The organism is Sphingomonas profundi, from assembly GCF_009739515.1.
Classification (GTDB): Bacteria; Pseudomonadota; Alphaproteobacteria; order Sphingomonadales; family Sphingomonadaceae; genus Alterirhizorhabdus; species Alterirhizorhabdus profundi.
The window spans coordinates 3,680,249-3,702,952 of sequence record NZ_CP046535.1 but is presented as its reverse complement, the minus strand read 5'-3'; the positions used below and the strand labels follow the sequence as shown (position 1 = coordinate 3,702,952).

The window sequence follows — 22,704 nt, the reverse complement described above, 5'->3', positions numbered from 1 at the left end:
GTCGCCCCGCTCAGAAGCGCTGGCCCGCCTTCACCCCGAAGATCTGCGGCTTGATCGGATAGAGCCGCGCGAACGGAGCGCAGAAACCGGGCGCGCACGCGGTGTTCTTGGACAGGATGCCGCGCTTGTCGAAGGCGTTCTGGACGAACAGCTCGAACGTCCAGTTGTCGCGCGAGACACCGATCGAGAAATCGGCGGTGGCGAACCGGCTCGTCCGGCCAAGCGCCGTCGCCTCCTTTTCGGTCAGGTACGATCGCGTGCCGCCCTGATAGTTGACCGTGCCCTGCGCGAAGCTGGCGAGCGTGCCGAGTTGCAGATTGTAGCGCGCGGTGAGATTGCCCTTGAACCTGGGCTGGATCGGCAGCCGCGTGCCGCGCGAGGCCGCGGGCGCCACGCCGGGGGTGCAGATGCTGTTGCCGGCCGCATCGAACTGGCAGAAGTCGGTGGTCAGCTTGGCATCGATATAGGTGCCCGATCCGGACAGGACGAACCCGCCGAGACTGAGCGCGAAGTCACCCTCGGCCCCGTTGATCCGCGCGTTGCCCGCATTGTAGATGTTGGTGACGCCCAGCGATCCGACGGGGCTCAGGCCGTATTGCAGGTTCTTCCAGGTCTCGTGGAAGATCGCGCCGTTGAAGCGCAGGCGGCGATCGAAGAGGCTGGTCTTGAAGCCGATCTCGTAATTGTTCAGCGTATCGGACTTGTACGGCAGGATGCCAGGCCGGCGATTGTTGCCGCCCGGGCGGAAGCCGGTGGAATAGGTGGCGTAGACCATCTGATCCGGTGTGACCCGCCATGTGAGGTTCACCTTGTGGGTCTCGCCGGATTCGTCATTGGCCTTGTCGACATTGTCGCACGGGCGGTTGGTCGCGGCGGTCGGCAGGCAGACCGCGGGATCGACGTTGAAGGCGAAACCCGAGAAGCCCGCCAGCTCATTATGTGCGATGAAGCCGCGAATGCCGGCGTTGAGCGTGACGTCGGGCACGATATCGAACGCGGCTTCGGCGAAGGCGGCATAATCATTGTCGCTGCGGTGCAGGCGGGTGCGGAACACGGAATCGCCGAAACCCGGAATCGGCACCGTGACCGGCGGGGTCGGGATGCCGCTGATCCCCGGCACGATATAGTCGGCGGCGATCGCATCGGTCTGCCGCTGGAAGAACAGGCCCGCGACCAGCCGCAGCCGATTGTCGGCCGGCGAGGTGACGCGCAGTTCGTGAGTCTGCTTGGTATATTTGTCCCTGAGGATCTGGGTCTGCGTGGGATCGAGGAAGCCGCCCGTGCCGGTGGGAAAATTGGTATAGTAATAACCGGGCGTATCGTAGGCGACGGTGTAGTAGGAATAATCCGTGCGGTTATCCACCTTGCGCTCGAAGTAGCCGCCCGAATAGAGCACGTTCCAGTCACCCAGCTTGCCCTCGATCGTGAGTGCCGACTGAAACCAGCGATCGAGATTTTCACTGGGCGTGAAATCGTGGACCTGCAGATCACCGACCTTGGGATCGAACAGGAAGGCGCCCCTGGTCTTCTGATGCTGGTAGACCACCGACGGCGTCACCGTCCAATCCTCGTCCAGATCCACCTTCAGCGCGGCGCGGCCGCCATAGGTGTCGACGTCGTTGAAGTCCTTCTTCACCAACGCATTGTTGTTGACGGTAAGATTGGTGGTGTCGTCCAGATCGCCCAGCGTGTAGGTGCGCGTGCCGGGCGTGTTGTCGATGTAGCCGCCATCGTGCTGGTAGAAGCCGACGAGCCGGATCGCCGCAGCTTCGGACAGCGGGATGTTGACGAACGCCTCGCCCACCCCGCCATAATCGCCCTTGCCGAACTTGTTGCCCTGCAGATCGTAGCCGGCGGAAAACTTGCTCGGATCGGGCTTGTTGGTGATGATCCGCAGCGTGCCGGCCAGCGACGACGCGCCGAACAGGGTGCCCTGCGGCCCCGACAGCGCCTCGACACGGGCGATATCGTAGATGTGGATATCGACATTGTTGGCGATCGTGGTGACGGGCGTCTCGTCCAGATAGACGCCGGCGGTGGGCAGCGACCCGCCGTGAAGACCGTCGCCGCCGCTGGTCACGCCGCGGAAATAGAGCTGGCTCTGGCTGGGGCCGAACGACTGGAAGCTGACGCTGGGCAGCAGCTTGGCATAATCGTCGGAACTCTGGACCTGGCGCTGATCCAGCAGCTGCTCGCCCAGCACCTGGATGCTGATCGGCACCTTCTGCAGGCTCTCGGAACGCTTGGTGGCGGTGACGATGATGTCGGCCGGCCGATCGACATCCGCAACGCCTTGCCCGGCCTCCTGCGCCAGCGCGGGGGCGGCGATCAGGCTGGTGGAACAGGCCAGCGCCAGCAGCAGGCTGCGGCGCGGGGTCAAGGCGGGACGAGAGGCGGAACAGGACATGATGTGACCCCCATTTCGCGCGACGCGCCTTGTCGGCGTCTGTCGCGGCCGCATCAGGCTCCCGCGTTGCTTGACAGCTGTCAAGTCGGCTGTCGCGCAACAGCAATGATGCGGTCAGGGGTGAGGATATTCGGCAACGACCGGCCCCAGCGCGGTGCGCAACGGCTCCAGCCACGGCGCGAACGCGCGCCACGCATCGATGCCGGAGCGGCTGATCGGGCGACGCACCTGCTCCGAACTCGCGGTGCGCACCGGCCGCTCGGTTTCGTGGAAGCGCAGGCAGGCGGGATCGAACGGCAGGCCGAGAGCGGCGAGCAGGCGGCGCACCTCGCTTTCGGTATCCGCGACCAGCGCTTCGTGAAAGACGCGGTGGATGCGGCCGGGCAGAACGGCGTCGAAATGCGCCATCAGCCTGACATAGTCGGCATAGTAACGCCCCATATGCCCGAGATCATAGGCGAAGGCCTGACCACGCGCGAAATGCTGTTTGAAATTGGAGAAGCCGCAGGCGATCGGATGACGTCGGGCATCGACGATCCGGGCGTTCGGCAGAATCAGCTGGATCAGCCCGATGTGCAGCCAGTTGTTTGGCATCTTGTCGACGAAGAAGGGTCGGTCGGTCTTGCGGTGCGCCCGCGCGCGATCGAGATACTCCTCGCCGAGCGCGCGAAGGGCGGCGGCGTTCAAGGTGGCGAGGCACGCGGGATACGGCGCGTCCAGCCCGAGGCGCTGCGCCATCATCTGGATATCGGGCAGTTCCTGCGTGCCTTCCACCCGAGGGTGACTGGCGAGGATCTGTTCGATCAGGGTCGATCCGGCGCGGGGCATGCCGAGCACGAAGATCGGATCGGGTGCCGGGCAGCCCTGGCTTACGCGGGCGGCGAGGAACGGGCCGGTGAACAGGGCGATCGTGCGATCGACGCGTTCGCAAGTCTCGGCGGGATCATATGGGACGAGCTCCAGGCGCAGCCGGTTGGCGGTGGCGTAGTGGCCGAACGCCGCCTCGACGCGACCGGCATCCTCCTCCGCCTTGCCAAGCGCGAAGTGGAGGTGAAGGCGATCCTCGGGCGAGAGCGTGGGGAGCGCCAGTGCCGCCGTCATCGCCGCCACGTCGTCGTCGCCGAGGCGCACGGTCTTGAGGTTGGCGAGGCTCCACCATGCCTCGCCGAAGCCCGGCGCGTCGGCGATGCAGCGGCGGTAGGCGGCCACGCTGTCGCCCTGCCGGCCTACCGTCTTCAGCGCGTGGCCATAGCTCAGGCGGATCCTGGTGTAATCGGGATGTGCGCCCAGCACCGCCTCGAAATGATCGATCGCCTCCGCGGTGTCGCCCAGTTGTGCGAGCGCCGCGGCGGCGAGGTTGCGATAGGCGGCGTTGCCCGGCTCCTCGGCAGCGAGGCGGCGGAGCTGTTCCAGCGCGGCGGGCAGCTGGTTGGTGCGGTAGAGCAGGGTGGCGAGATTGAAGCGGGCGGGCGCGAAGCTCGGCGCCAGCTCGATCGCGCGCCTCAGCAGCGCCTCGGCATCGGCGTTGCGGCCGATCCGGCCCGCCAGCTCGGCCAGCATGCGGATCGCGGCGACGTCGGTGGGATGCGCTTTAAGGTGCGGCTTGAGCAGCCGTTCGGCCACCGCGAGGCGATTGTCGACCAGCGCCTCGGCCGCCTCGATCAGCACCGGCACGTGAACCGACGCGCGGATCGCGCGCGCATAGGCCGCGTCCGCCGCGGCGCCGTCGCCGGTGAGGACGAGCTGGTCGGCCAGCGCGCGCCACACCCCGGCCGATCCCCGATCGCGCTCGGCCGCCCGGCGCAGCGCCGTCACCGCCTCGCGCGCACGGCCCAGCGCCGCCAGCGCCTGCCCGCGCAGCAGCAGCGCGGCGGAATCCTCGCGCACCACCCGCAATATCTCTTCGGTCTGCGCCAGCGCCAGCGCCGGATCGCGTGCCAGCAGCAGGCGGGTGTGAGCGATCGCCGCTTCCAGCGTCCCCGTCGCCTCGCGCGGTCGTGCGTTTCCGGTCGTCACCGCGCGACTATAGGCAGGTCGGCGGTCGCCACGCTACTCGGCGTGGCGCGCGACGTAGCGGCGGATGTCGAGGCTGGCATCCTCCATCGGCGAGTACCAGCCGTGATCGTGGACGCGCGCGCCCATGCCGCGCTGGACGCGTTCGCACACGGCCCAGTCCTGGCGATTGACCATGTCCCAGAAGTCGACGGCGTCGGCCGGATCGAAACCGTCGCGGGCGATCTCGTCGCGGTGGAACAGGAAGCGGCATTCGATGCGGGTGCGGTCCGCCGCCAGCGGCCACAGCAGAAAGGCGGCGGCATGATCGCTCGACACGCTCAGCATCAGGTTGGGATAGAGCAGCTCACCCTTGTGACGGACCTGTTCCTCGGCGGTCAGACCGGGGAAGGTGGCGCGCGCGGTGGTGCCGCTTGCCGTGTAGGTGGTCGCGCCGGGGCGGTGGGAAATGCCCGCCTCCCAATCGAGCTGGCTGCCGCCCGCCTCGCGAAATCCGGGAACCAGATCGCACAGCTCCGGATGCACGCCTGCGCAATGATAGCATTCGTTGTAGTTCTCGAGGATCAGCTTCCAGTTCGCCGCGACATCATATCGGATCGTCCGTCCCGTGCGCAGATCCGCAAGCGGATAATTGCCGAGCCGGCGCGGCGCCTCGCCCAGCGCGTCGGCGAGATCGGCCGCGGTCGCCGGGGTGAGATTGAGGAACAGGAACCCGCCCCAGGTCTCGACGCCGACCGGGTGGAGGCCGAACGCCGCCTTGTCCACGCGCATCTGCGGCGTTGCCAGCAGCGCGCCGTCCAGTCCGTAGGACCAGCCGTGATAGGGGCAGCGGATCACCCCGCCGACCACACCGCCGTTCAGGCTCACGCCCCATCGCGCATCGTTGGCGCCGTCGCACAGGCTGGATCCACGATGCCGGCAGACGTTGTAGAATGCGCGCAGGTCTCCGGTGCGGGTGCGGGTGACGAGGATGCTCTCGCCTGCGATCTCCAGCACGACATGATCGCCGGGCGCCGCGACATCCTCGACGCGGCCCGCGCAGAACCAGTCGCGCGTCAGGATGCGTGCCGCATCGGCGGCGAAGCCCGCGGCGGTGACATAGGCGTCGCTGGGTAGCGAAGGTTCCATCGCGCAGCCCCTTGTTAGACAGTTGCCTCATAGCGCCGAACCTGCCTATCGTGAAGCGGGAAGGGCGAAGGGGCATTGGCTTTGCGCGAAGGCTACGATGCCGTCATCGTCGGCGGCGGCCACAACGGGCTGACCGCCGCCGCCTATCTCGCCAGGGCCGGCAGATCGGTGATCGTGCTGGAGCGGCGCGGCGTGCTGGGCGGCGCCTGCGTGACCGAGGAGGTCGATGCCGTCGCCGCGCCGGGCGCCCGCGTCTCGTCCTGCTCGTACATCGCCAGCATGCTGATGCCCACCGTGATCCGCGATCTCGATCTGGGGCGGCACGGCCTCGCGATGGTGCCGTGCGATCCGATACTGACCGTGCCGCTGGAAGACGGCAGCATCATCCGCTGGTGGGCCGATACCGATCGCACCGCCGCCGAGATCGCCCGCTACTCGCCGCGCGATGCGGTGGCGTTCGTCCGCGTCGAGCGCGAGCTGAAGGCGCTTGCCGCCTACCTCCAGCCCTTCTTTCTCGAACCGCCGCCCGATCTTGCCGCCACCGGGGTTGCGCGGCTGAAGGAAGGCTGGCGCGTCGCCAGACGCTTCCGCCGGATGCAGGGGCCGGAGATGGCGCGGCTGATCGCCTTCCTCACCGGCAGCCTCGGTGATTTCCTCGACCGCCATTTCGAGTCGGCGGCGGTCAAGCGGATGATCCTGGCCAACAACGTCTACGGCAAGCATGGCGGCCCCTATGATCCCGGATCGGCGGGCGGCCTGCTGTTCCACCTGCTCGCCGGCGGGGACGATGCGGTGCAGGGCTTCAACGGCCATGTCATGGGCGGAATGGGCGCGATCACCGCCGCGATCGCCTCTGCGGCGCGGGCGCATGGCGCGGAACTGGTGACGGACGCGCCCGTCGCATCGATCCGGATCGATCACGCGCGCGCCACCGGCGTCACGCTGGCCGACGGGCGCACGGTGAGCGCGCGGGCGGTGCTGTCGAACGCCGACCCCAAGCGCACCTTCCTCGGCCTGGTCGCGCCCGAGCATCTTGCCGACGATTTCCGCCGCGACATCGCCGCGATCAGGATGGCCGGCCCGTGCGCCAAGCTCAACCTCGTCCTGTCCGGCGAACCGACCGTGCCCGGCCGCCCGGCCGATGCCACGCCGGCCGAGCGCAGCCTGCTCTCGATCACCCCCAGCCTGGAAGGCGCGCAGCGGATCGCCGAGGCGGCGCGGCGCGGCGCGATCGCCGACGAACTGTGGATCGACTGCGTCCTTCCCAGTCTGGTCGATCCCGGCCTGTGCCCGCCCGGCCAGCAGGTGATGACCTGCTTCATCCAATATCTGCCGTTCGATCTGGCCGAGGGCGATTGGGACGGCCGGCGCGAGGAGCTGATCGATCGCATCGTCGCGCAGATCGCACGGCACATGCCCGACCTGCCCGGCCTGATCGTGGCGCGGCGGCTGCTCAGCCCGCTGGATCTGGAGCGGACCTACGACCTCACCGAAGGCAACATCTTTCACGGCGATCTGAACCTGGGGCAGCTGTTCTCGATGCGGCCGGTGCCGGGCTACTCGCAATATCGCTCGCCGATCGCGGGGCTGTATCTATGCGGGGCCGGCGCGCATCCTGGCGGCGGCGTGACCGGCGCGCCGGGGCATAATGCGGCGCAGGCGGTGCTCAAAGATCTCGGGCGGAGGCGGTAGCGGATGGCGGGCGCGGGATCGGGAGCACATCCGCCGCGCGTGCTCGGCTTCACCGATCTCGTCCTCTTCTACGTCGTCACCGGGATCAGCCTGCGCTGGATCGCCACCGCCGCCGCGGCCGGGCCGAGCGCGATCGTCATCTGGATCGGCGCGATGCTGTGCTTCTTCGTACCGCTGGCCTGCGCGGTGATCGAGCTGTCGTCGCGCTATCCGCAGGAGGGCGGGCTCTACATCTGGACGAGGCAGGCGTTCGGCCCGCTCGCCGGCTTCATGGCGGGGTGGAGCTATTTCACCTCGAACCTGCCCTATTTTCCGGCGGTCTTCTATTTCGATGCGGGCAATGCGCTCTTCATCGGCGGGGAGAGCTGGCGGCACCTGCACGACGACCCGGCCTATTTCATGCTGTTCTCGCTGGTGGCGCTGGCCGCGATCACGGCGCTCAACATCTTCGGCCTGCGCTTCGCCAAGTGGATGAACAATGTCGGCGCGGTGGGGATGTGGCTGCCGGCGCTGATCGTGATCGCGATGGGCGCGCTGGCGTGGACGCGCTTCGGATCGGCGACCGATTTCTCCGCGACGACGATGACGCCGAGCGTGCAGATCAAGGACATGCTGTTCTGGGCCTCGCTCACCTTCGCCCTCTCGGGGTGCGAGGCGGCATCGTTCATGAGCGGCGAGATCAAGGACGCGCGCCGCACGATCCCGCGCGCGCTGATCGTGGGCGGGGCGATCATCGTCTTCTGCTACGTCGTCGGCACGGTCGCGGTGCTGGTGGCGATGCCGGCGAGCGAGGTGAACACGTTGCAGGGCCTGATTCAGGCGGGTGCGGCCACCGCGCTGAAGCTGAACATGGCATGGGTGATCGTGCCGCTGGCGATCCTGATCACGATCGGCAATCTCGGCGCGGCGAGCGGTTTCCTCGGCGCGGCGGCGCGGATACCCTTCGTGATCGGGATCGAGCGATCGCTGCCGCCGGTGTTCGGGCGGGTCCACCCGCGCTGGGGCACGCCTTATGTCGCGCTGATGCTGCAGGGCGGGCTGGGGGCGCTGTTCGTCGTTCTGGGACAGCTGGGCACCGGGGTGAAGGGGGCGTATGACGTGCTGGTCAGCATGGGTATCATCGCCGCCTTCATCCCCTTCGCGCTGGTGTTCCTCGCCGTGATCAGGTTGCAGCGGGAGCCGGCCGGGCCGGAGATCTGGCGGCTGCCCGGCGGGCGGGTCTCGTCGACGGCGCTGGCCTGCCTCGGGCTGGTGACGACGCTGGCCGGTATCCTCCTGGCGAGCATGCCGGCGGCGGACGAGCCGAACAAGCCGCTCGCCGTCGCCAAGATCCTCGGCCTCACCGCGATGCTGCTCGGCATCGGCTGGGCGATCTACGCCGCATCGCGCCGCCGCGCCGCGCGCGAGGCGGCGTTCGCCTGATGACGCGGATCCTGGCCCGGCCCGCGCGACAGGCGCCCGAACTGCGCCGGCGGGATCTGCTGGAAGTGACGATGCGCTGCCTCGCCGAACTCGGCCCGCGCGGGGCGACCGGGCGCGAGATCTGCCGGCGCGCGGGGGTGTCGCACGGCCTGCTGCGGCATTATTTCGTCAATCCCGAAAATCTGCTGCTGGAGACCTACCAGCAGCTGTGCGACCATTTCATCGCCAGGTTCGAGGCGGCGCTGGCCGAGCCCGCGCTGGATCCGTGGGCGGCGTTCGATCGCTTCTTCGCGGTTCTGTTCTTCGACGACTGGGCGAGCAAGGACATCCTCGGCGCATGGATCGCCTTCTGGACCCTGGTGCGCGGCAACGCCGATTTCGCCGGCGTGAGCGAAAGCTACAACGATCGCCTGCGGGCGCTGCTGACATCGGCCCTGCGCCGGTTGCCGGGTGACAGGCCGATGCCGGACAGGCAGGCGGTGCCGATCCTGTCGGCGGTGATGGACGGCATCTGGCTGGACTTCTGCCTCGCGCCCGATCGGCTGCCGCCGGAACAGGCGCTGGCGCTGTGCAATGCGGCTTTGCGGCGGATCGCGGCCTAGCGGACCACCGCTCCGCCCTTCATCACATGGTCGACTGACTCCAGCGCGCTTACGTCGGCCAGCGGATCGCGCGCCACCGCGACCATGTCGGCATAATGGCCGGGCGAGAGCGCGCCGACATCGCGGCTCCACCCGAGCAGTGCCGCCGAAGTCACCGTGGCCGCCTGGATCGCCTGCATCGGGGTCATGCCGAAGCGGACCATATATCTGAACTGGCGCGCGTTCTTGCCGTGCGGATAGACGCCGGCATCGGTGCCGAAGCTGAGCTTCACCCCCGCCTTCACCGCCTTGGCGAAACCCGCGCGCTGCGCATCGGTGGTCTCGCGGTTCTTGCGCAGATAGCCGGCGGGCCAGCCCTCCTTCGTGCCGATCTCCTCGATATAGTCGCCATTGTAGACGTCCATGTCGAGGAACACGCCCTTCGCCTTGGCCAGCGCGATGCCTTCGTCGTCGATCAGCGAGGCGTGCTCGATCGAGCGGACGCCGGCGCGGATCGCCGCCTTGATCCCCTCGGCGCCGTGGGCGTGCGCCGTCACCCACCCGCCCCGCGCCGCCGCCGCTTCGACCGCGGCGTGCATCTCGGCCTCGGTCAGTTCCTGCTGGCCGGGCTCGGTGCCCTCGGCCAGCACCGCGCCGGTGGCGATCAGCTTGATCGAGTCGACGCCGTGCTGGAACAGGTAGTTCACCTTGCGCCGCACCTCGTCCGGCCCGCTCGCCACGCCGACGCGCATGTCGGCGGGCACCGTCACGTCGGGCGCGAAGCCCGTCACCTCGCCGCCGCCGCCCGGCGTGGTGATATAGGCGCCGACCACGCTCATCCGCGGCCCCTCGACATCGCCGCGCGCGATCGCGTTGCGCAGCTCGACATCGCTGAACGCGCGGAAGCAGCCGACATCGTGAACGCTGGTGAAGCCGGCGCGCAGGGTCGTCCGGGCGTTGCGCGCACCGACATAGGCGATCTCCTGCGCGCTGTGCAGCAGCGGTTCGGCGACGTTGTTGGTCTGGCCCCAGTCGGCGAGATGGGTGTGCATGTCGATCAAGCCGGGCAGCACGGTATAGCCCGACCAGTCGAGCACGGTCGCACCGGCGGGTGGCGGCGCATAGGGCATGATCGCGGCGACGCGACCGTCATCGATGCGGATCAGCCGGTCCGTCAGCACGACACCCTTCTCGGTATCGATCAGGCGGCCCGCGCGGACATAGCTGGTCGCGGCCTGCGCGGGCATCGCGAGCAGGGCCGCCGCCACGCCGATCAGCATCTTCGATAGGGCCATGTCACCTCCCGAACCAAGCGCTGTTGTGCTGGATGCGCGCTTGTTTTACAACTGTCCAATAGCAGTGACGGAAAATCCATGATCGCCGATCTCCACGCGCACGACGTGCCCGATCCCGACGCCGGCTGGGGCCTGCCGGCGTGGACCTATGCCGATCCCGAATATTTCGCTGTCGAGATGGCGCGGGTGATGCGGCCGTCGTGGCAGGTGGTGTGCCACGAAAGCGATGTGCCGAACGTCGGCGATTTCCACACGCTCGACTATCTCGGCGAGAGCGTGGTGGTGATCCGGGGGCAGGATGGCGCCTTGCGCGCATTCACCAACGTCTGCCGGCATCGCGGCGCGCGCCTGCTTGACGGGCCTTCCGGCTGCACGCGCAGGATCGTCTGCCCCTATCACGCCTGGACCTATGACCTGGACGGGCGCTTGGCGGGGGTGCCGATGCGCGCCAGCTATCCGACGTTGGACATGGCGGCGCAGGGGCTCGTCGGCGTCGCGATCGAGCTGTGGCACGGCTTCGTCTTCGTCCGGCTGGAGGATGACGGCGGCCCTTCGGTCGCGACGATGATGGCGCCCTACGAGGCGGAGGTCGCGCCCTACCGCTTCGCCGACCTGCGCGCCTTCGGGCGGGTCACGCTGCGGCCGCGCGCGGTGAACTGGAAGAATATCGGCGACAATTATTCCGACGGCCTGCACATTACCGTGGCGCATCCCGGCCTCCGGCGGCTGATGGGCGACGGCTATGGCGTCGAGTCGACGGGCCTCGTCGACAAGATGTGGGGGCCGATCGAGCAGCGCCCCTCGGCCGACCGCTCAGAGCGCGCGTACCAGCATTTCCTGCCCGACGTGCCCCATCTGCCACCCGCGCGGCAGCGGCTGTGGACCTATTTCAAGCTGTGGCCGAACGTCGCCTTCGACATCTATCCGGATCAGGTCGACTTCATGCAGTGGCTGCCCGTCTCGCCCACCGAGACACTGATCCGCGAGATCGCTTATGCCCTTCCAGACGGGCGTCGCGAGATGAAGGCGGCGCGCTATCTCAACTGGCGGATCAACCGGCAGGTCAATGCGGAGGACACCGGGCTGGTCGCACGCGTGCAGCAGGGCATGGCCTCGGCCAGCTTCACCGCCGGGCCGCTGAGCGAGAGCGAGGTCGCGCTGCGCGCCTTCGCCGGCCGCATCCGCCGCCTGATCCCGGAGGCGCGGCACCCACAGCCACCGCTGCCGGGCTGGAGCCGGCGCCCGCGCGCGGTGCAGCCGGCATGACCGAGCGCTACGATGCCCTCGTCCTCGGCGGCGGGCATAACGGCCTCGTCTGCGCCTTCTATCTCGCCCGTGCCGGACTGAAGGTGCGCGTGCTGGAGCGGCGCCATGTCGTCGGCGGCGCGGCGGTGACGGAGGAGTTCCATCCCGGCTTCCGCAATTCCACCGCCAGCTACACCGTCAGCCTGCTCCAGCCCAAGGTGATCGCCGACATGGGGCTGGTCGCGCGCGGCTATCGCGTGATCGAGCGGCCGATCTCCAATTTCCTGCCGCAGCCCGACGGCGGCTACCTGAAGCTGGGCGGCGGGTTGGCGCGCACGCAGGCCGAGTTCCGGCGCTTCTCGACGAAGGATGCCGAGACGCTGCCGGCCTATTACGACGCGCTGGAAGGCGTGGCCGAGGTGCTGCGCGATCTGGCGATGAAGGCTCCGCCCAATGTCGGCGAGGGCGCGCGGACGCTGATCGATGCGGTGCGGCAGGGACGACGGCTCGCCGGCCTGTCGATCGAGCGCCAACGCGACGTGCTGGACCTGTTCGTCAAGTCGGCGCGCACCTTCCTCGACGGCTGGTTCGAGAGCGAGGCGGTGAAGGCGGCCTTCGGCTTCGATGCGGTGGTGGGCAATTATGCGAGCCCGGACACGCCGGGATCGGCCTATGTGCTGCTCCACCACGTCTTCGGCGAGGTCAACGGCAAGAAGGGCGCCTGGGGCCACGCCGTGGGCGGCATGGGCGCGATCACCCAGGCGATGGCGGCGGCCTGCCGCGATGCCGGGGTGGAGATCACGCTGGAGGCGCCGGTCGCGCGCGTGCTCGTCGACGGCGGCAGGGTCGCGGGCGTCCGGCTGGAAAGCGGCGAGGAGATCGTGGCACCGCTGGTCGCCGCGAACGTCGGGCCGCGGCTGCTGTACGACCGGCTGGTCGATCGCGCCGATCTGCCGGCCGATTTCGCGCGGCGGATCGCCACCTTCAAGGCGGGATCGGGGACGTTCCGGATGAACGTCGCGCTCAGCGAGCTGCCGCGCTTCACCGCCTTGCCGGAGGCGGGGGAACATCATCAATCGGGCATCATCATAGCGCCGACGCTGGACTATATGGACCGCGCCTTCGTGGACGCCAAGCGGCATGGCTGGTCGAAGGCGCCGATCGTCGAGATGCTGATCCCATCGACCATCGACGACAGCCTCGCGCCCGCGGGCCGGCACGTCGCCAGCCTGTTCTGCCAGCAGTTCGCACCCGAACTGCCCGACGCGCGATCGTGGGACGACGAGCGCGAGGCGGCCGCGGATACGATCATCGACACCGTCGAGGCGGCGGCACCGGGCTTCCGCGCTTCGCTGATCGGCCGGCAGATCCATTCGCCGCTGGATCTGGAGCGCAAGTTCGGGCTGATCGGCGGCGACATCATGCACGGCAACATGACGCTCGACCAATTATGGTCGGCGCGGCCGATGCTGGGGCATGGCAGCTATCGCGCGCCGATCCGGGGCCTCTACATGTGCGGCGCGGGCACCCATCCCGGCGGCGGCGTCACCGGCGCGCCGGGACATAATGCGGCGCGTGCGATCCTGGCGGATCGCGGCGTGGTGGGGCGGCTGCTGCGCCGGCAGTGACCGCGCGAGGATCGCGCGCCGCCTCCTCGTCATACCCGTCGTCCTCGCGTGCCGCGGACAGCATCGATATGGCAGCGTGACTCAACCGACGGCCTCCGGCAAAACCCGGCACGGTTCGCAAGAGCGCGATCAAGCGCCCAAGCCCGTCTTTTCGAAGGAGAATGCCCGATGGTCGCCTTGCGGTTCTGCATCGCTCTCGCGTCGCTCGTCTCGGCTGGCGCGGCTCCGGCCGCCACGGTCGTGGTGACGGCCGCCCGCATGATCGACGTGATCGCGGGCAAGGCGGTCGACCGCCCGCAGGTGACGATCGTCGACGGGCGCATCACCACCGTCGGGCGGCAGGGCGATGCCGTTCCGGCCGGCGCCCGGCGGCTCGATCTGGGCAACCGCACGATCCTGCCCGGCCTGATCGACATGCATGTCCACCTGACCATCGACCCCACCCTGAGCGGCTACCGTGGGCTGGAGTTCACCGACAATTTCTGGACGGTGGTGGGCGTGGCCAACGCGAAGAAGACGGTGGAGGCGGGCTTCACCACCGTGCGCAACGTCGGCTCGGCCAATTATGACGACGTGGCGATCAAGCAGGGCATCGCCGGCGGCTACATACCCGGCCCGCGCATCATACCCGCGACCTACGCGATCGGCGCCACCGGCGGCCACTGCGACGCCACCGAATTCCCGCCCTCCGTGCACATGGACAGTCCGCAGATCGCCAACGGGCCGGATGCGTTCCGCGGCGTCGTGCGCACGCTGCGCAAGTACGGCGCCGAAGTCATCAAGGTCTGCATGACCGGCGGGGTCCTCTCCAAGACCGATAGCGTCGGCGGGCAGCAGCTCAGCCTCGCCGAGATCAGCGCCATCGTCGAGGAGGCGCACATGCTCGGCATGAAGGTGGCGGTGCACGCGCACGGCGCCGCCGGCATCAACGACGCGCTGCGCGCCGGCGTCGACACGATCGAGCATGCGAGCCTGGCGGATGCCGAGAGCTTCAAGCTGGCCAAGGCGCACGGCGCATGGTTCGACATGGACATCTACGACGACGACTACATCCTGGCCGAGGGAGCGCGGAACGGCGTCTTCGCCGAGAGCCTGGAGAAGGAGCGCGCGGTCGGCCGCAGGCAGCGCGAGACCTTCCGTGCCGCGCACGCCGCCGGCGTGAAGATGCTGTTCGGCACCGATGCGGGCGTCTACCCGAACGGCAACAACGCCCTGCAGTTCGCCAAGATGGTGGAATGGGGAATGACGCCGATGGAGGCGATCCAGGCGGCGACCAGCAGCGCCGCGCAGGCGCTCGCCCGCACGGCCGACGTGGGCGCGATCGCACCCGGGCGCTACGGCGACATCATCGCGGTCGACGGCGATCCGCTGGCGGACGTTCGCGTGCTGGAACATGTCGCCGCGGTCATCAAGGGTGGCGAGGTGGTGAAGGCGGCCGGCGCGCCGAACGGCGGCTGAACCGCCTCGCCCGCGCCAGACCCTTGCCGAAGGTCCGCTCGTCCATGGCGTCGCCGCCGACACGCGACATTGTCCGCGAGATCATCTCCGCGACCGGACGGGCGGGGGGCGGAACCGGGAGGATGCACCGGCACCGGCATGATCGCGCCGGGTGGACACTCGCCCGCATGATCTTCTTGCCGGCAGTGATCGGGATGGCCGCGCCCGCCCTTGCCGACAGCCTCTGGGCCGGCGTGTACCGCCACGACATAACCCTGGCGCAGACGCACTATCAGGGCGGTTTTGACATCAAGGGCGGGTGGATCGGCGAGCCTATCGGCGCGCTGCACGCGATCGGGTCGCCGGCGCCGCACGCCCTCGCCTCGATCAGCCTGAACGGCGCCACGAACTACGCCGCCATCGGCCTGAACTGGACGTTCGGGTCCATCCTCTATGCGCGGCCCGGGATCGGCCTCGCGGTGAACGACGACAGGCGCGCTTACCGCAGGGGAAAGCGGGTCGATCTCGGCTCGCCGATCACCTTCGAGCCGGAGATAGCCGTCGGCTGGAAGGTTCTGCCCGGCCTGGCGCTGGAGGCCTCGTGGATCCACCTGAGCCACGCGACCCTCTTCAGCCGGCAGAATCGCGGCCTCGACAGCTGGGGTATCCGCGCCGTGGCGAGGCTGCGCTGAGCGACCGCGCTCTGGACCTCCCCACCGCTTCGCACGCCTGACGTGAGCCAGTTGAATTTGGCGTGCGATGATCGCGGTGCGAGCGCCTTTCGCCCGCAGTAACGGCCGATCGGCACTCTCGACGTCCGGTCTGGGCGCGGATAACAATGTGGCGCAACACATCGACGGCAACGGGAGGGCTGGCACGATGAGCGCGGTGATCCTGATCTGGAACAACAATCTCGTTACCGTCAGCCACAGCTATACCGGGCACGCGTCCATGCTGATCGGCAAGGATTGGACGACGTCCACCCGCTTCGTCAGCTGGCTCCCCAGCGATGACTCGAGCAAGCCGCACAAGCTGACGATAGTGGATGATCTCGCCTACGAGGGCTACGCGCCGGACCACATCCTGCTGCTCGATACGTTCGACGAGTCGAAAGCGGTCAAGGAGTGGCGCGATATTCGAGAGAAAGGCGAGAAGTACGGGTTCTACCGCAACAACTGCTCGAACATGGTCTCACGCGTGCTGCGGGCCGGCACCGACAAGGGCGGCGTTCTGGACCGGCACAGCCTGATCTGGACGCCGCTGAAGATCAAGCGTTGGGTGCTGGAGATCGGCGGCACGAAGCAGAGCTGGGACTGGCTGCTGGCCGAGACGGAACGCACCCGTCTCATCACGGAGAATGAAAAGAAGATCCTGGCGCATCTCGGCCGCCGCGATGAGAAGCACGGCAAGGGATCCACCAAGAACGGCGCCTATTACGCCAAGGGAACCAAGATCGCGCCCAAGATCGCCATGAGCGCCTACAAGGATGGTGCGCAGAAGTTCCTGATCGACAAGGGCCGCACCCAGGGCAGCCTGACGAGCTTCGGTGGCAGCATCTTCTCGAAAGGCGTGATGAACGAGATCGGCGGAGCCAAGAGCGACGTCGGCTGACATGACCGGCCGCCCGTTGCCGACGGCGCTATACTCTCCCGAAGATCGTTCGAATAGTCTCGACCCGCACCTGCCGCTCCCCTCCCGGCCAAACCCGCGTCGATCAGGCTCTAGGCGGTCAGCTTCTCCGACAAGCGCCGCTGCAGGAAGGCGAGCACCAGCGCCTCCTCAGGCCGCAATCCCGCGACGTTGTCGCGCAGCTCGCGCTCCACCTGCTGTTCGATCTCCAGCACCAGCGCTTCCGACATGTAGCTGTCGATCACTTCCGGGTGCACGTAGCATCGCCGGCACACCGCAGGCGTGTTGCCGAGCTTGGCCGACACTTTCTCGATCGCGGCGCGGACGTTCTTCTTGGCGGCCGCCTCGCTGTCGAACTTCTCGAACTCGGCCAGTGCGAGCGCGGCCAGCACCGTGCCGGTCCAGGTGCGGAAGTCCTTGGCGGTGATGTCGCTGCCGCTGATCTCGCGCAGATAGGCGTTGACGTCGCTCGATGTGACCTCGCGCTGCTCTCCCTCCTCGTCGAGATACTGGAACAGGTGCTGACCGGGCAGGTCCTGGCTCTGCTTGACGATCCTGGCGACACGGCGGTCGGCGAGCTTCAGGTTCCACTGCTTGCCGCTCTTGCCCTTGAAGCGGAAGCGCAGCTCGCCGCCCTCCACCTTGACGTGCCGGTCGTTGAGGGTGGTCAGCCCGTAGCTCTGGTTCTGCCTGGCGTAATCGGCGTTGCCGACACGGATCATCGTCGTTTCGAGCAGGCGGACGACGGTCGCCAGCACCTTCTCGCGCGGCAGGCCGCGTCGGCCCATGTCGGCGTCGATCCGCTCGCGGATGCCGGGCAGAACCTCGGCGAAGGTCAGCATGTGCTCGTACTTGGTGCTGTCGCGCACCTCGCGGAAGCGCTCGTGGTAGCGGTACTGCTTGCGGCCCTTGGCGTCGCGTCCTGTCGCCTGGATGTGGCCGCGATCGTCGGCGCAGATCCACACGTCCGTATAAGCGGGCGGAATGCCGATCTTGTTGATGCGCTCGATCACCGCCTTGTCGCTGATCTTCGTGCCGCTCGCGTCGCGGTAGCTCCAACCCTTGCCGCTCTTGCGCCGCGTTATGCCGACCTCCTGATCCGTGACGTAGACCAGCCCCGCACTCTCCGCCGCGTCGCGCGCGTCGATGATGTTCTCGCCTGCCTCGTCAGCCATCGGTCGCTCCGCTCCTGCCATGATCGCTGAACGTGCCGTCTCCCCGCTGTTTCCGTCGAGGACAGGCGAGCGCGTCGACGTCTCCGCATGATGGGGATCATGGGCGCGGTCTTGGCCGATCGCACGGCGACGAAGCGCGAGACCAAGGCAGCCGAGAAGATGGCCGGGAAGACCGGCAAGCCGACAGGTGGCGCACGATCATGGAGCAGAGGCGCGCGCCGCATAGGCCAGCGGCCCGCCGAGATAGGCGGGATAGCCGGTCGCCTGGACGATCGCGTAATCGACCAGGCGCCGCTCCTCCGGCGTCAGCGTCGTGGCGATGGGCAGGACGGCGCCGCCGATCACGTCGAGACAATGACGCGCGGCCGCCGCTTCCGGCATATCGCCGTCGATCCAGTAGCCGGATGTCGCCCGCGAGCGCACGGGGGGCGCCTTCATCGTCCCGGCGAAACCGGCGAGGCTGTGGGCACTGCCGTCGACGCCCTCCAGTGCCGCCTGCGCGGCGCTGACCGCCTCGGCCACGAAGCCCGGCAGCGCATCCTTCCGGACCAGCCGATCGTGATCGGTCTTCCCGAGAAACAGCGTCTGGATCATGTTGCGCGGCTCCTCGCGCTGGATGAGATGAGCGAAGATCGCCATCTCGCTGCGGATCGCGCCGTCGAAGACCTGCGGCAGGCCGAACTCCACGCAATCCAGTATGGCGAGCGGCGCGGGATAGTGGCCGAGCGTCTCGGCAAGGATCCGCTCGCGCCACGGAGCGATGGCGGCACTGACGGTCGCCGACTGGGCCGGCACCCAGCCGTCGCGATCCCATGGCTGGGATGGTTCGGGGGCGGACAACAGCCAGGCCTCGGCCCGTGCGATCTCCTCGCCCGGCGCGGCGAGCGCGTCGACCAGCCCCGCCTCAAGCGCCGCCGTGCCGGCCAGTCGCCGGCCATCCAGCAGGATCGGCAGCGCGGCCTCGCACCCGATCAGCCTCGGCAGGCGCTGCGTACCGCCCGCCCCGGGCAGCAGGCCGACCAGCGATTCGGGCAGGCCCAGGCCGATCTTCGGATCATCGACCAGCACGCGATGATGCGCACCGAGCGCAAGTTCGCAGCCGCCACCCAGCGCCAGCCCGGCGATCGCCGCCGCAACCGGCTTGCCGGCCGTCTCAAGCGCGCGGATCGCGCTGCTGAGGCGAAAGAAGTGGTCGAACGCGATGCCGAACCGCGCCCGCGGCGGCGCCTTCATGATCATGTCGTACGCGACACCGAGTTCGGAGAGATCCGCGCCGGCGCAGAAGGCGTTGGCTTTGCCGGACCGGACCACGACGCCCCTGACGTCCGCATCCGCGAGCCAGTGCGCGAACGCGCCGAATTCGGCGATCGCGGCCTCGGAAAAGACGTTCATCGTCCGCCCCGGACAATCGAACACGAGATGGACGAGCCCGTTGTCGCGATGCTCGATCCGAAACTGCTGGAGGACTGGCTGATCGTTCATGGTGCGACCTTCTGGGAGACGGGCTTGCGGAACTTGCCGGCATCGTCGCGCACCGCATCGGTGCGGCAGGTGATCGCCCGCGGGATCTTCTCTCGCGCCAGGTGACTGCGTAGAAAGGCGCTTACCTCGTCGAGCGTCACCGGATCGCGCGCCTGCACGACAGCATGGACGCGCTGGCCGAGATCGTCGTCGGCTTCGCCGAAGACCGCGCAAGACAGGATCTCGGGATGGCGGAGCAGGGCGGCCTCCACCTCGGCCGGCCAGATGTTGACCCCGCCCGATATGATCAGATCGGTCCGGCGATCGGCGAGGTACAGATAGCCGTCCGCGTCCACCCGACCGCAGTCGCCGACCGACTCCCAGCCGTCGGCCGTAGCCCGGCTTTCGGCGCCGATATAGCGGTAGCTCGATCGCGGGCCGCCCGCCGGCATCGCGAACACCTCGCCGATCGTGCCGGTCGGCACGTCCGCGCCTCGATCGTCCAGGATGCGCAGACGGGCGCCGCCGACCGGGCGGCCCACCGAGCCGGGACGTTCGAGCCATTCGGCGCCGCCGATCCAGCAGCGCACCAGCCCCTCGGTCGCCCCATACACTTCCCAGATATGGTCCGCGCCGCGCCAGTCGATCCAGTCGCGCTTCAGCCAGTCCGGCATCGTCGCGGCGGTGTGGACGACGGTGCGCCAGCGCGACAGGTCGATCGCCGCGCGGACGCTGGCGGGAAGCTTGCGGATCCGGTGCAGCATGGTCGGCACCATGATCGACCAGACGACATGCTCGCGTGCGATCAGCCGCAACGCGCCCTCGGCATCGAAGCGGTCCATCGTCACCAGCGTGTTGCCGCGCCAGAGCGCGAACACGGCCGCGCTGAACGGCGCATTGTGGTACAGCGGGCCGGGGACGAGCACGGCCTCGTTCGCGGGGATGGCGATGAACTCGCTGCCTTCGGCGAACGCGGCGGGCCGGCCATCGACGATCACCTTGGGCCGCCCCGTGCTGCCGCCGCTGGTGCAGGCCTTCCACGACATGGCCACGGGACGCGGTTCGTATCCGGGTGACGGCTCCCCGGGCAGGTTCACGGCGTCGACGAACAGTCGTGGTTGCATGACAGCGAGGATCGCGTCGCGCTCGGCAGCGGGGAGCTTGCCGGAGATCGGCGCGGGCGTCGCGCCGGCGCGATAGATCGCGAAGGTGAGCGCGATGAAGTCGGGGCCGTTGGGCAGCGAGAAGGCGACCAGATCGTCGCCGCGCACCCCGCGTGCCACCAGCGCGCGCGCCCACGCCGCCGAGCGCGCATCGAGATCGCCGAACGTCCAGCGCCGGTCGCCATGCACCAGCGCCGGCCGGTCCTCGGGATGGAGCGCGGGCGTGTCGGCGAGCGGGCGCATCAGAAGCCGACCCGGTCCCCGCCCTTCAGGTCGAGGATCTCGCGGGCTTCGTCGGGCGACGCGATCGCGAGGCCCAGTCCTTCGAGAATCTGCCGCACGCGCGTCACCTGCGCCGCGTTGGTCGGCGCGAGCACGCCCTTGTCGAGCCAGAGATTGTCCTCCAGCCCGACGCGGACATGGCCGCCCATCGCCGCCGCCTGCGCCGCGACCTTCATCTGCGATGCGCCCGCGCCCAGCACCGACCAGCGATAATCATCGCCGAACAGGCGATCGGCGGTGCGCTTCATGTGCAGCACCTCCTCGGGATGCGCGCCGATGCCGCCGAGCAGGCCGAAGCACGTCTGGATGAACAAAGGCGCCTTCACCAGGCCCTCGCTCCAGAAATAATGGAGGTTGTGGAGATGGCTGGTGTCGTAACACTCGAACTCATAGCGCGCGCCGGTCGCGTTCAGCGTGTCGAGCGCGTAGCGGATGTCCTTGAAGCTGTTGCGGAAGACGAGGTCGTGCGACCCTTCCAGCATCGCCGGCTCCCACGCATGCTTGAATTCCTTGTACCGCCTGAGCATCGGGAACAGGCCGAAGTTCATCGATCCCATGTTGAGGCTCGCGACCTCCGGCTGCCAATGCTCGGCGGGGCGGACGCGCTCCTCGACCGACATGTACGGCGACCCGCCCGTCGTCAGGTTGACGACGACGTCGGACGATTGCTTGATCACCTTGAGGAACGGCGCGAACGCCTCCGGGCTCTGGTCCGGCCGGCCGTCCTCCGGATTACGCGCATGGAGGTGGACGATTGCGGCCCCGGCCGCCGCCGCGCCGAGCGCCGACTCGGCGATTTCCTGCGCGGTGACGGGCAGGTGCGGCGACATCGAGGGCGTATGGATCGAGCCGGTGACGGCGCAGGAGATGATGACCTTGTTCGATGCCATGGCGGCCTCCTGTCCTTAAAGTCGCTTCGAGTAATCGGCCCATTCGGCGTGCAGACGATCGCGATGGGCGGGCGGTGCGATGGCGATGAGCGCCTGCGCGCGGGCCTCGTAGGTCAGCGCGCGCAGGTCGGCGGCGCCATGTTCGGTCACCACCACGTCGATATCCATCCGGCCGAGCGAGACCGGACCGTTTGCCCTTCCCGGCGTGACGATCCGGGCGATTTGTCCGTTGGCGGCGTCCGAGGGCAGCGCGACGATCCGAACGCCGCCGTTGCGCGCGCCGCGCGCGAAATCGGAAGCGCCGCCCGGCCCCGACATCAGGCCTTTGGGCGTCAGTTCGGCATAGGCCTGGCCGAACAGATCCACCTCGATCGCCGAGTTGATCGTCACCAGATCGTCGATCGTCGACAATATGTCCTGCCCATGCGTCACCGACACGGGGCGGAACCGGAAGACCGGATCGCCGAGCGCGGCGTAGAGCCGCTCGCTGCCGATCGCGACGCCGACCGTGGCGGCGCCGGGATCGCTGATCGCGCCGCTCTCCATCAGCGCGAGGACGCCGTCGCCGATCAGGCCAGTGTGGATGCGCAACGCCCGCCGGTCGACCAGCGCGCGCAGCACCGCATCGGGAATCTTGCCCAGGCCCGTCTGGATCGTCGCCCCGTCGCGCACGAACGGCGCGACATGGCCGGCGATCGCCGCCGCTGTCGCGTCGGCGGGCGCTGCGGGCAGGCAGGCCAACGGCTGCCCGGCATCGATATAGGCGGTGAGGCTAGCGAAGGGGATGCCGGGATCGCCCGATGTCCGCGGCATCAGCGGGTTGATGTGCGCGATCCGAACGGGCACGTCGCGCCACATGTCGGCGATGAAGGCCACCTCCGTGCCGAAGCTGCACATCCCGTCGGCATCGGGCGGCGAACACATGAACAGCGCCGCGGCGGGCTTGCGCCGACGCAGTTCCGCCAGGATATCCCGATAGCAGAGCGGCAGGAACTCGACGCGATCAGCCACCGCCCGCAGTTCGGGCGTCAGGAAGAATGTCAGCACCCGGCAGCGATCGTTCGCAAGCCAGGTCTGCCGGTTGAGGCCGCCGACGAAGATGCCGCTGAACGTCATTGGCCCAAGCGCATCGCCCGCGGCCATCACCGCATCGGCAAGCACCGTCGACTCCGCCGAGCAGGCCGACACCAGGGTCAGCCCACCCGGCGGCAGCACCGCCGCCAGCCCGTCCGGTTCGATCCGCTGCGGCACGGGCC

17 protein-coding genes are annotated in these 22,704 nt (G+C 68.5%); 8 read left to right on the top strand and 9 right to left on the bottom strand.

All coding sequences use genetic code 11. From position 1 onward, the window contains the following. Positions 1 to 10: 10 nt before the first annotated feature. From GNT64_RS17610 to GNT64_RS17600, 3 genes are all read right to left on the bottom strand, one after another. Positions 11 to 2,380 carry a TonB-dependent receptor gene (locus GNT64_RS17610; protein WP_231639078.1) on the bottom strand — a complete coding sequence of 790 codons (2,370 nt, stop codon included), beginning with the start codon at positions 2,378 to 2,380 and terminating at the stop codon, positions 11 to 13. A gap of 141 nt (positions 2,381 to 2,521) precedes the next feature. After that, on the bottom strand, positions 2,522 to 4,423 hold the full coding sequence (locus tag GNT64_RS17605; protein ID WP_156680701.1) for a tetratricopeptide repeat-containing sulfotransferase family protein: 1,902 nt from the start codon (positions 4,421 to 4,423) through the stop codon (positions 2,522 to 2,524). A 33-nt stretch (positions 4,424 to 4,456) separates the two neighbouring features. After that, a complete protein-coding gene (locus tag GNT64_RS17600) occupies positions 4,457 to 5,548 on the bottom strand; it encodes an aromatic ring-hydroxylating oxygenase subunit alpha (RefSeq protein ID WP_156680700.1) in 1,092 nt (363 codons plus the stop codon). A 75-nt stretch (positions 5,549 to 5,623) separates the two neighbouring features. Between GNT64_RS17600 and GNT64_RS17595 the strand changes: the two genes are divergently transcribed. Genes GNT64_RS17595 through GNT64_RS17585 form a run of 3 tightly spaced genes read left to right on the top strand, consistent with a single transcriptional unit; the run spans position 5,624 to position 9,264 of the window. Then, positions 5,624 to 7,240: a phytoene desaturase family protein gene (locus tag GNT64_RS17595; RefSeq protein ID WP_156680699.1), complete on the top strand. Its 1,617-nt coding sequence runs from the start codon at positions 5,624 to 5,626 to the stop codon at positions 7,238 to 7,240. 3 nt (positions 7,241 to 7,243) lie between these two features. Then, the gene (locus GNT64_RS17590; RefSeq protein WP_156680698.1) at positions 7,244 to 8,662 is read left to right on the top strand and encodes an APC family permease; all 1,419 of its coding nucleotides are present in this window, start codon (positions 7,244 to 7,246) and stop codon (positions 8,660 to 8,662) included. Further along, positions 8,662 to 9,264 carry a TetR family transcriptional regulator C-terminal domain-containing protein gene (locus tag GNT64_RS17585; protein ID WP_156680697.1) on the top strand — a complete coding sequence of 201 codons (603 nt, stop codon included), beginning with the start codon at positions 8,662 to 8,664 and terminating at the stop codon, positions 9,262 to 9,264. Before GNT64_RS17590 ends, GNT64_RS17585 begins: the two co-directional genes overlap by 1 nt. On the opposite strand, the gene GNT64_RS17580 is transcribed toward GNT64_RS17585, so the two are convergent. Next, on the bottom strand, positions 9,261 to 10,538 hold the full coding sequence (locus GNT64_RS17580; RefSeq protein ID WP_156680696.1) for a Xaa-Pro dipeptidase: 1,278 nt from the start codon (positions 10,536 to 10,538) through the stop codon (positions 9,261 to 9,263). The two genes, GNT64_RS17585 and GNT64_RS17580, sit on opposite strands and share 4 nt — an antisense overlap. A gap of 78 nt (positions 10,539 to 10,616) precedes the next feature. Here GNT64_RS17580 and GNT64_RS17575 point away from each other — a divergent pair, with 78 nt between their 5' ends. From GNT64_RS17575 to GNT64_RS17555, 5 genes are all read left to right on the top strand, one after another. Further along, a complete protein-coding gene (locus GNT64_RS17575) occupies positions 10,617 to 11,804 on the top strand; it encodes an aromatic ring-hydroxylating oxygenase subunit alpha (RefSeq protein ID WP_156680695.1) in 1,188 nt (395 codons plus the stop codon). Continuing rightward, positions 11,801 to 13,411, top strand: coding sequence for a phytoene desaturase family protein (locus GNT64_RS17570; protein WP_156680694.1), 1,611 nt, complete (start codon positions 11,801 to 11,803; stop codon positions 13,409 to 13,411). Before GNT64_RS17575 ends, GNT64_RS17570 begins: the two co-directional genes overlap by 4 nt. Before the next feature lie 168 nt (positions 13,412 to 13,579). Then, a complete protein-coding gene (locus GNT64_RS17565; RefSeq protein WP_156680693.1) occupies positions 13,580 to 14,869 on the top strand; it encodes a Xaa-Pro dipeptidase in 1,290 nt (429 codons plus the stop codon). Positions 14,870 to 15,036: 167 nt separating this feature from the next. Continuing rightward, positions 15,037 to 15,540 (top strand): acyloxyacyl hydrolase, encoded by a 504-nt coding sequence (locus GNT64_RS17560; protein ID WP_197277067.1) that lies wholly within the window; start codon positions 15,037 to 15,039, stop codon positions 15,538 to 15,540. A gap of 67 nt (positions 15,541 to 15,607) precedes the next feature. Next, on the top strand, positions 15,608 to 16,459 hold the full coding sequence (locus GNT64_RS17555; RefSeq protein ID WP_156680691.1) for a hypothetical protein: 852 nt from the start codon (positions 15,608 to 15,610) through the stop codon (positions 16,457 to 16,459). Between the two features lie 110 nt (positions 16,460 to 16,569). On the opposite strand, the gene GNT64_RS17550 is transcribed toward GNT64_RS17555, so the two are convergent. The 5 genes from GNT64_RS17550 to GNT64_RS17530 form a co-directional block, all read right to left on the bottom strand. Further along, positions 16,570 to 17,652, bottom strand: a complete 1,083-nt coding sequence (locus GNT64_RS17550) for a DNA topoisomerase IB (protein ID WP_156680690.1) — start codon at positions 17,650 to 17,652, stop codon at positions 16,570 to 16,572. 198 nt (positions 17,653 to 17,850) lie between these two features. Beyond that, entirely contained in the window at positions 17,851 to 19,134 is a 1,284-nt protein-coding gene (locus tag GNT64_RS17545; RefSeq protein WP_156680689.1) for an enoyl-CoA hydratase-related protein, read from the bottom strand. Next, on the bottom strand, positions 19,131 to 20,519 hold the full coding sequence (locus GNT64_RS17540) for an AMP-binding protein (RefSeq protein ID WP_156680688.1): 1,389 nt from the start codon (positions 20,517 to 20,519) through the stop codon (positions 19,131 to 19,133). Before GNT64_RS17540 ends, GNT64_RS17545 begins: the two co-directional genes overlap by 4 nt. Further along, entirely contained in the window at positions 20,519 to 21,448 is a 930-nt protein-coding gene (gene kce, locus GNT64_RS17535; protein WP_156680687.1) for a 3,5-dioxohexanoate:acetyl-CoA acetone transferase, read from the bottom strand. The genes GNT64_RS17540 and kce overlap by 1 nt, the downstream gene beginning before the upstream one ends. Positions 21,449 to 21,463: 15 nt before the next feature. After that, complete coding sequence (locus GNT64_RS17530) at positions 21,464 to 22,699, bottom strand: acetyl-CoA hydrolase/transferase family protein (protein WP_156680686.1); 1,236 nt, start codon at positions 22,697 to 22,699, stop codon at positions 21,464 to 21,466. Positions 22,700 to 22,704 lie beyond the last annotated feature (5 nt).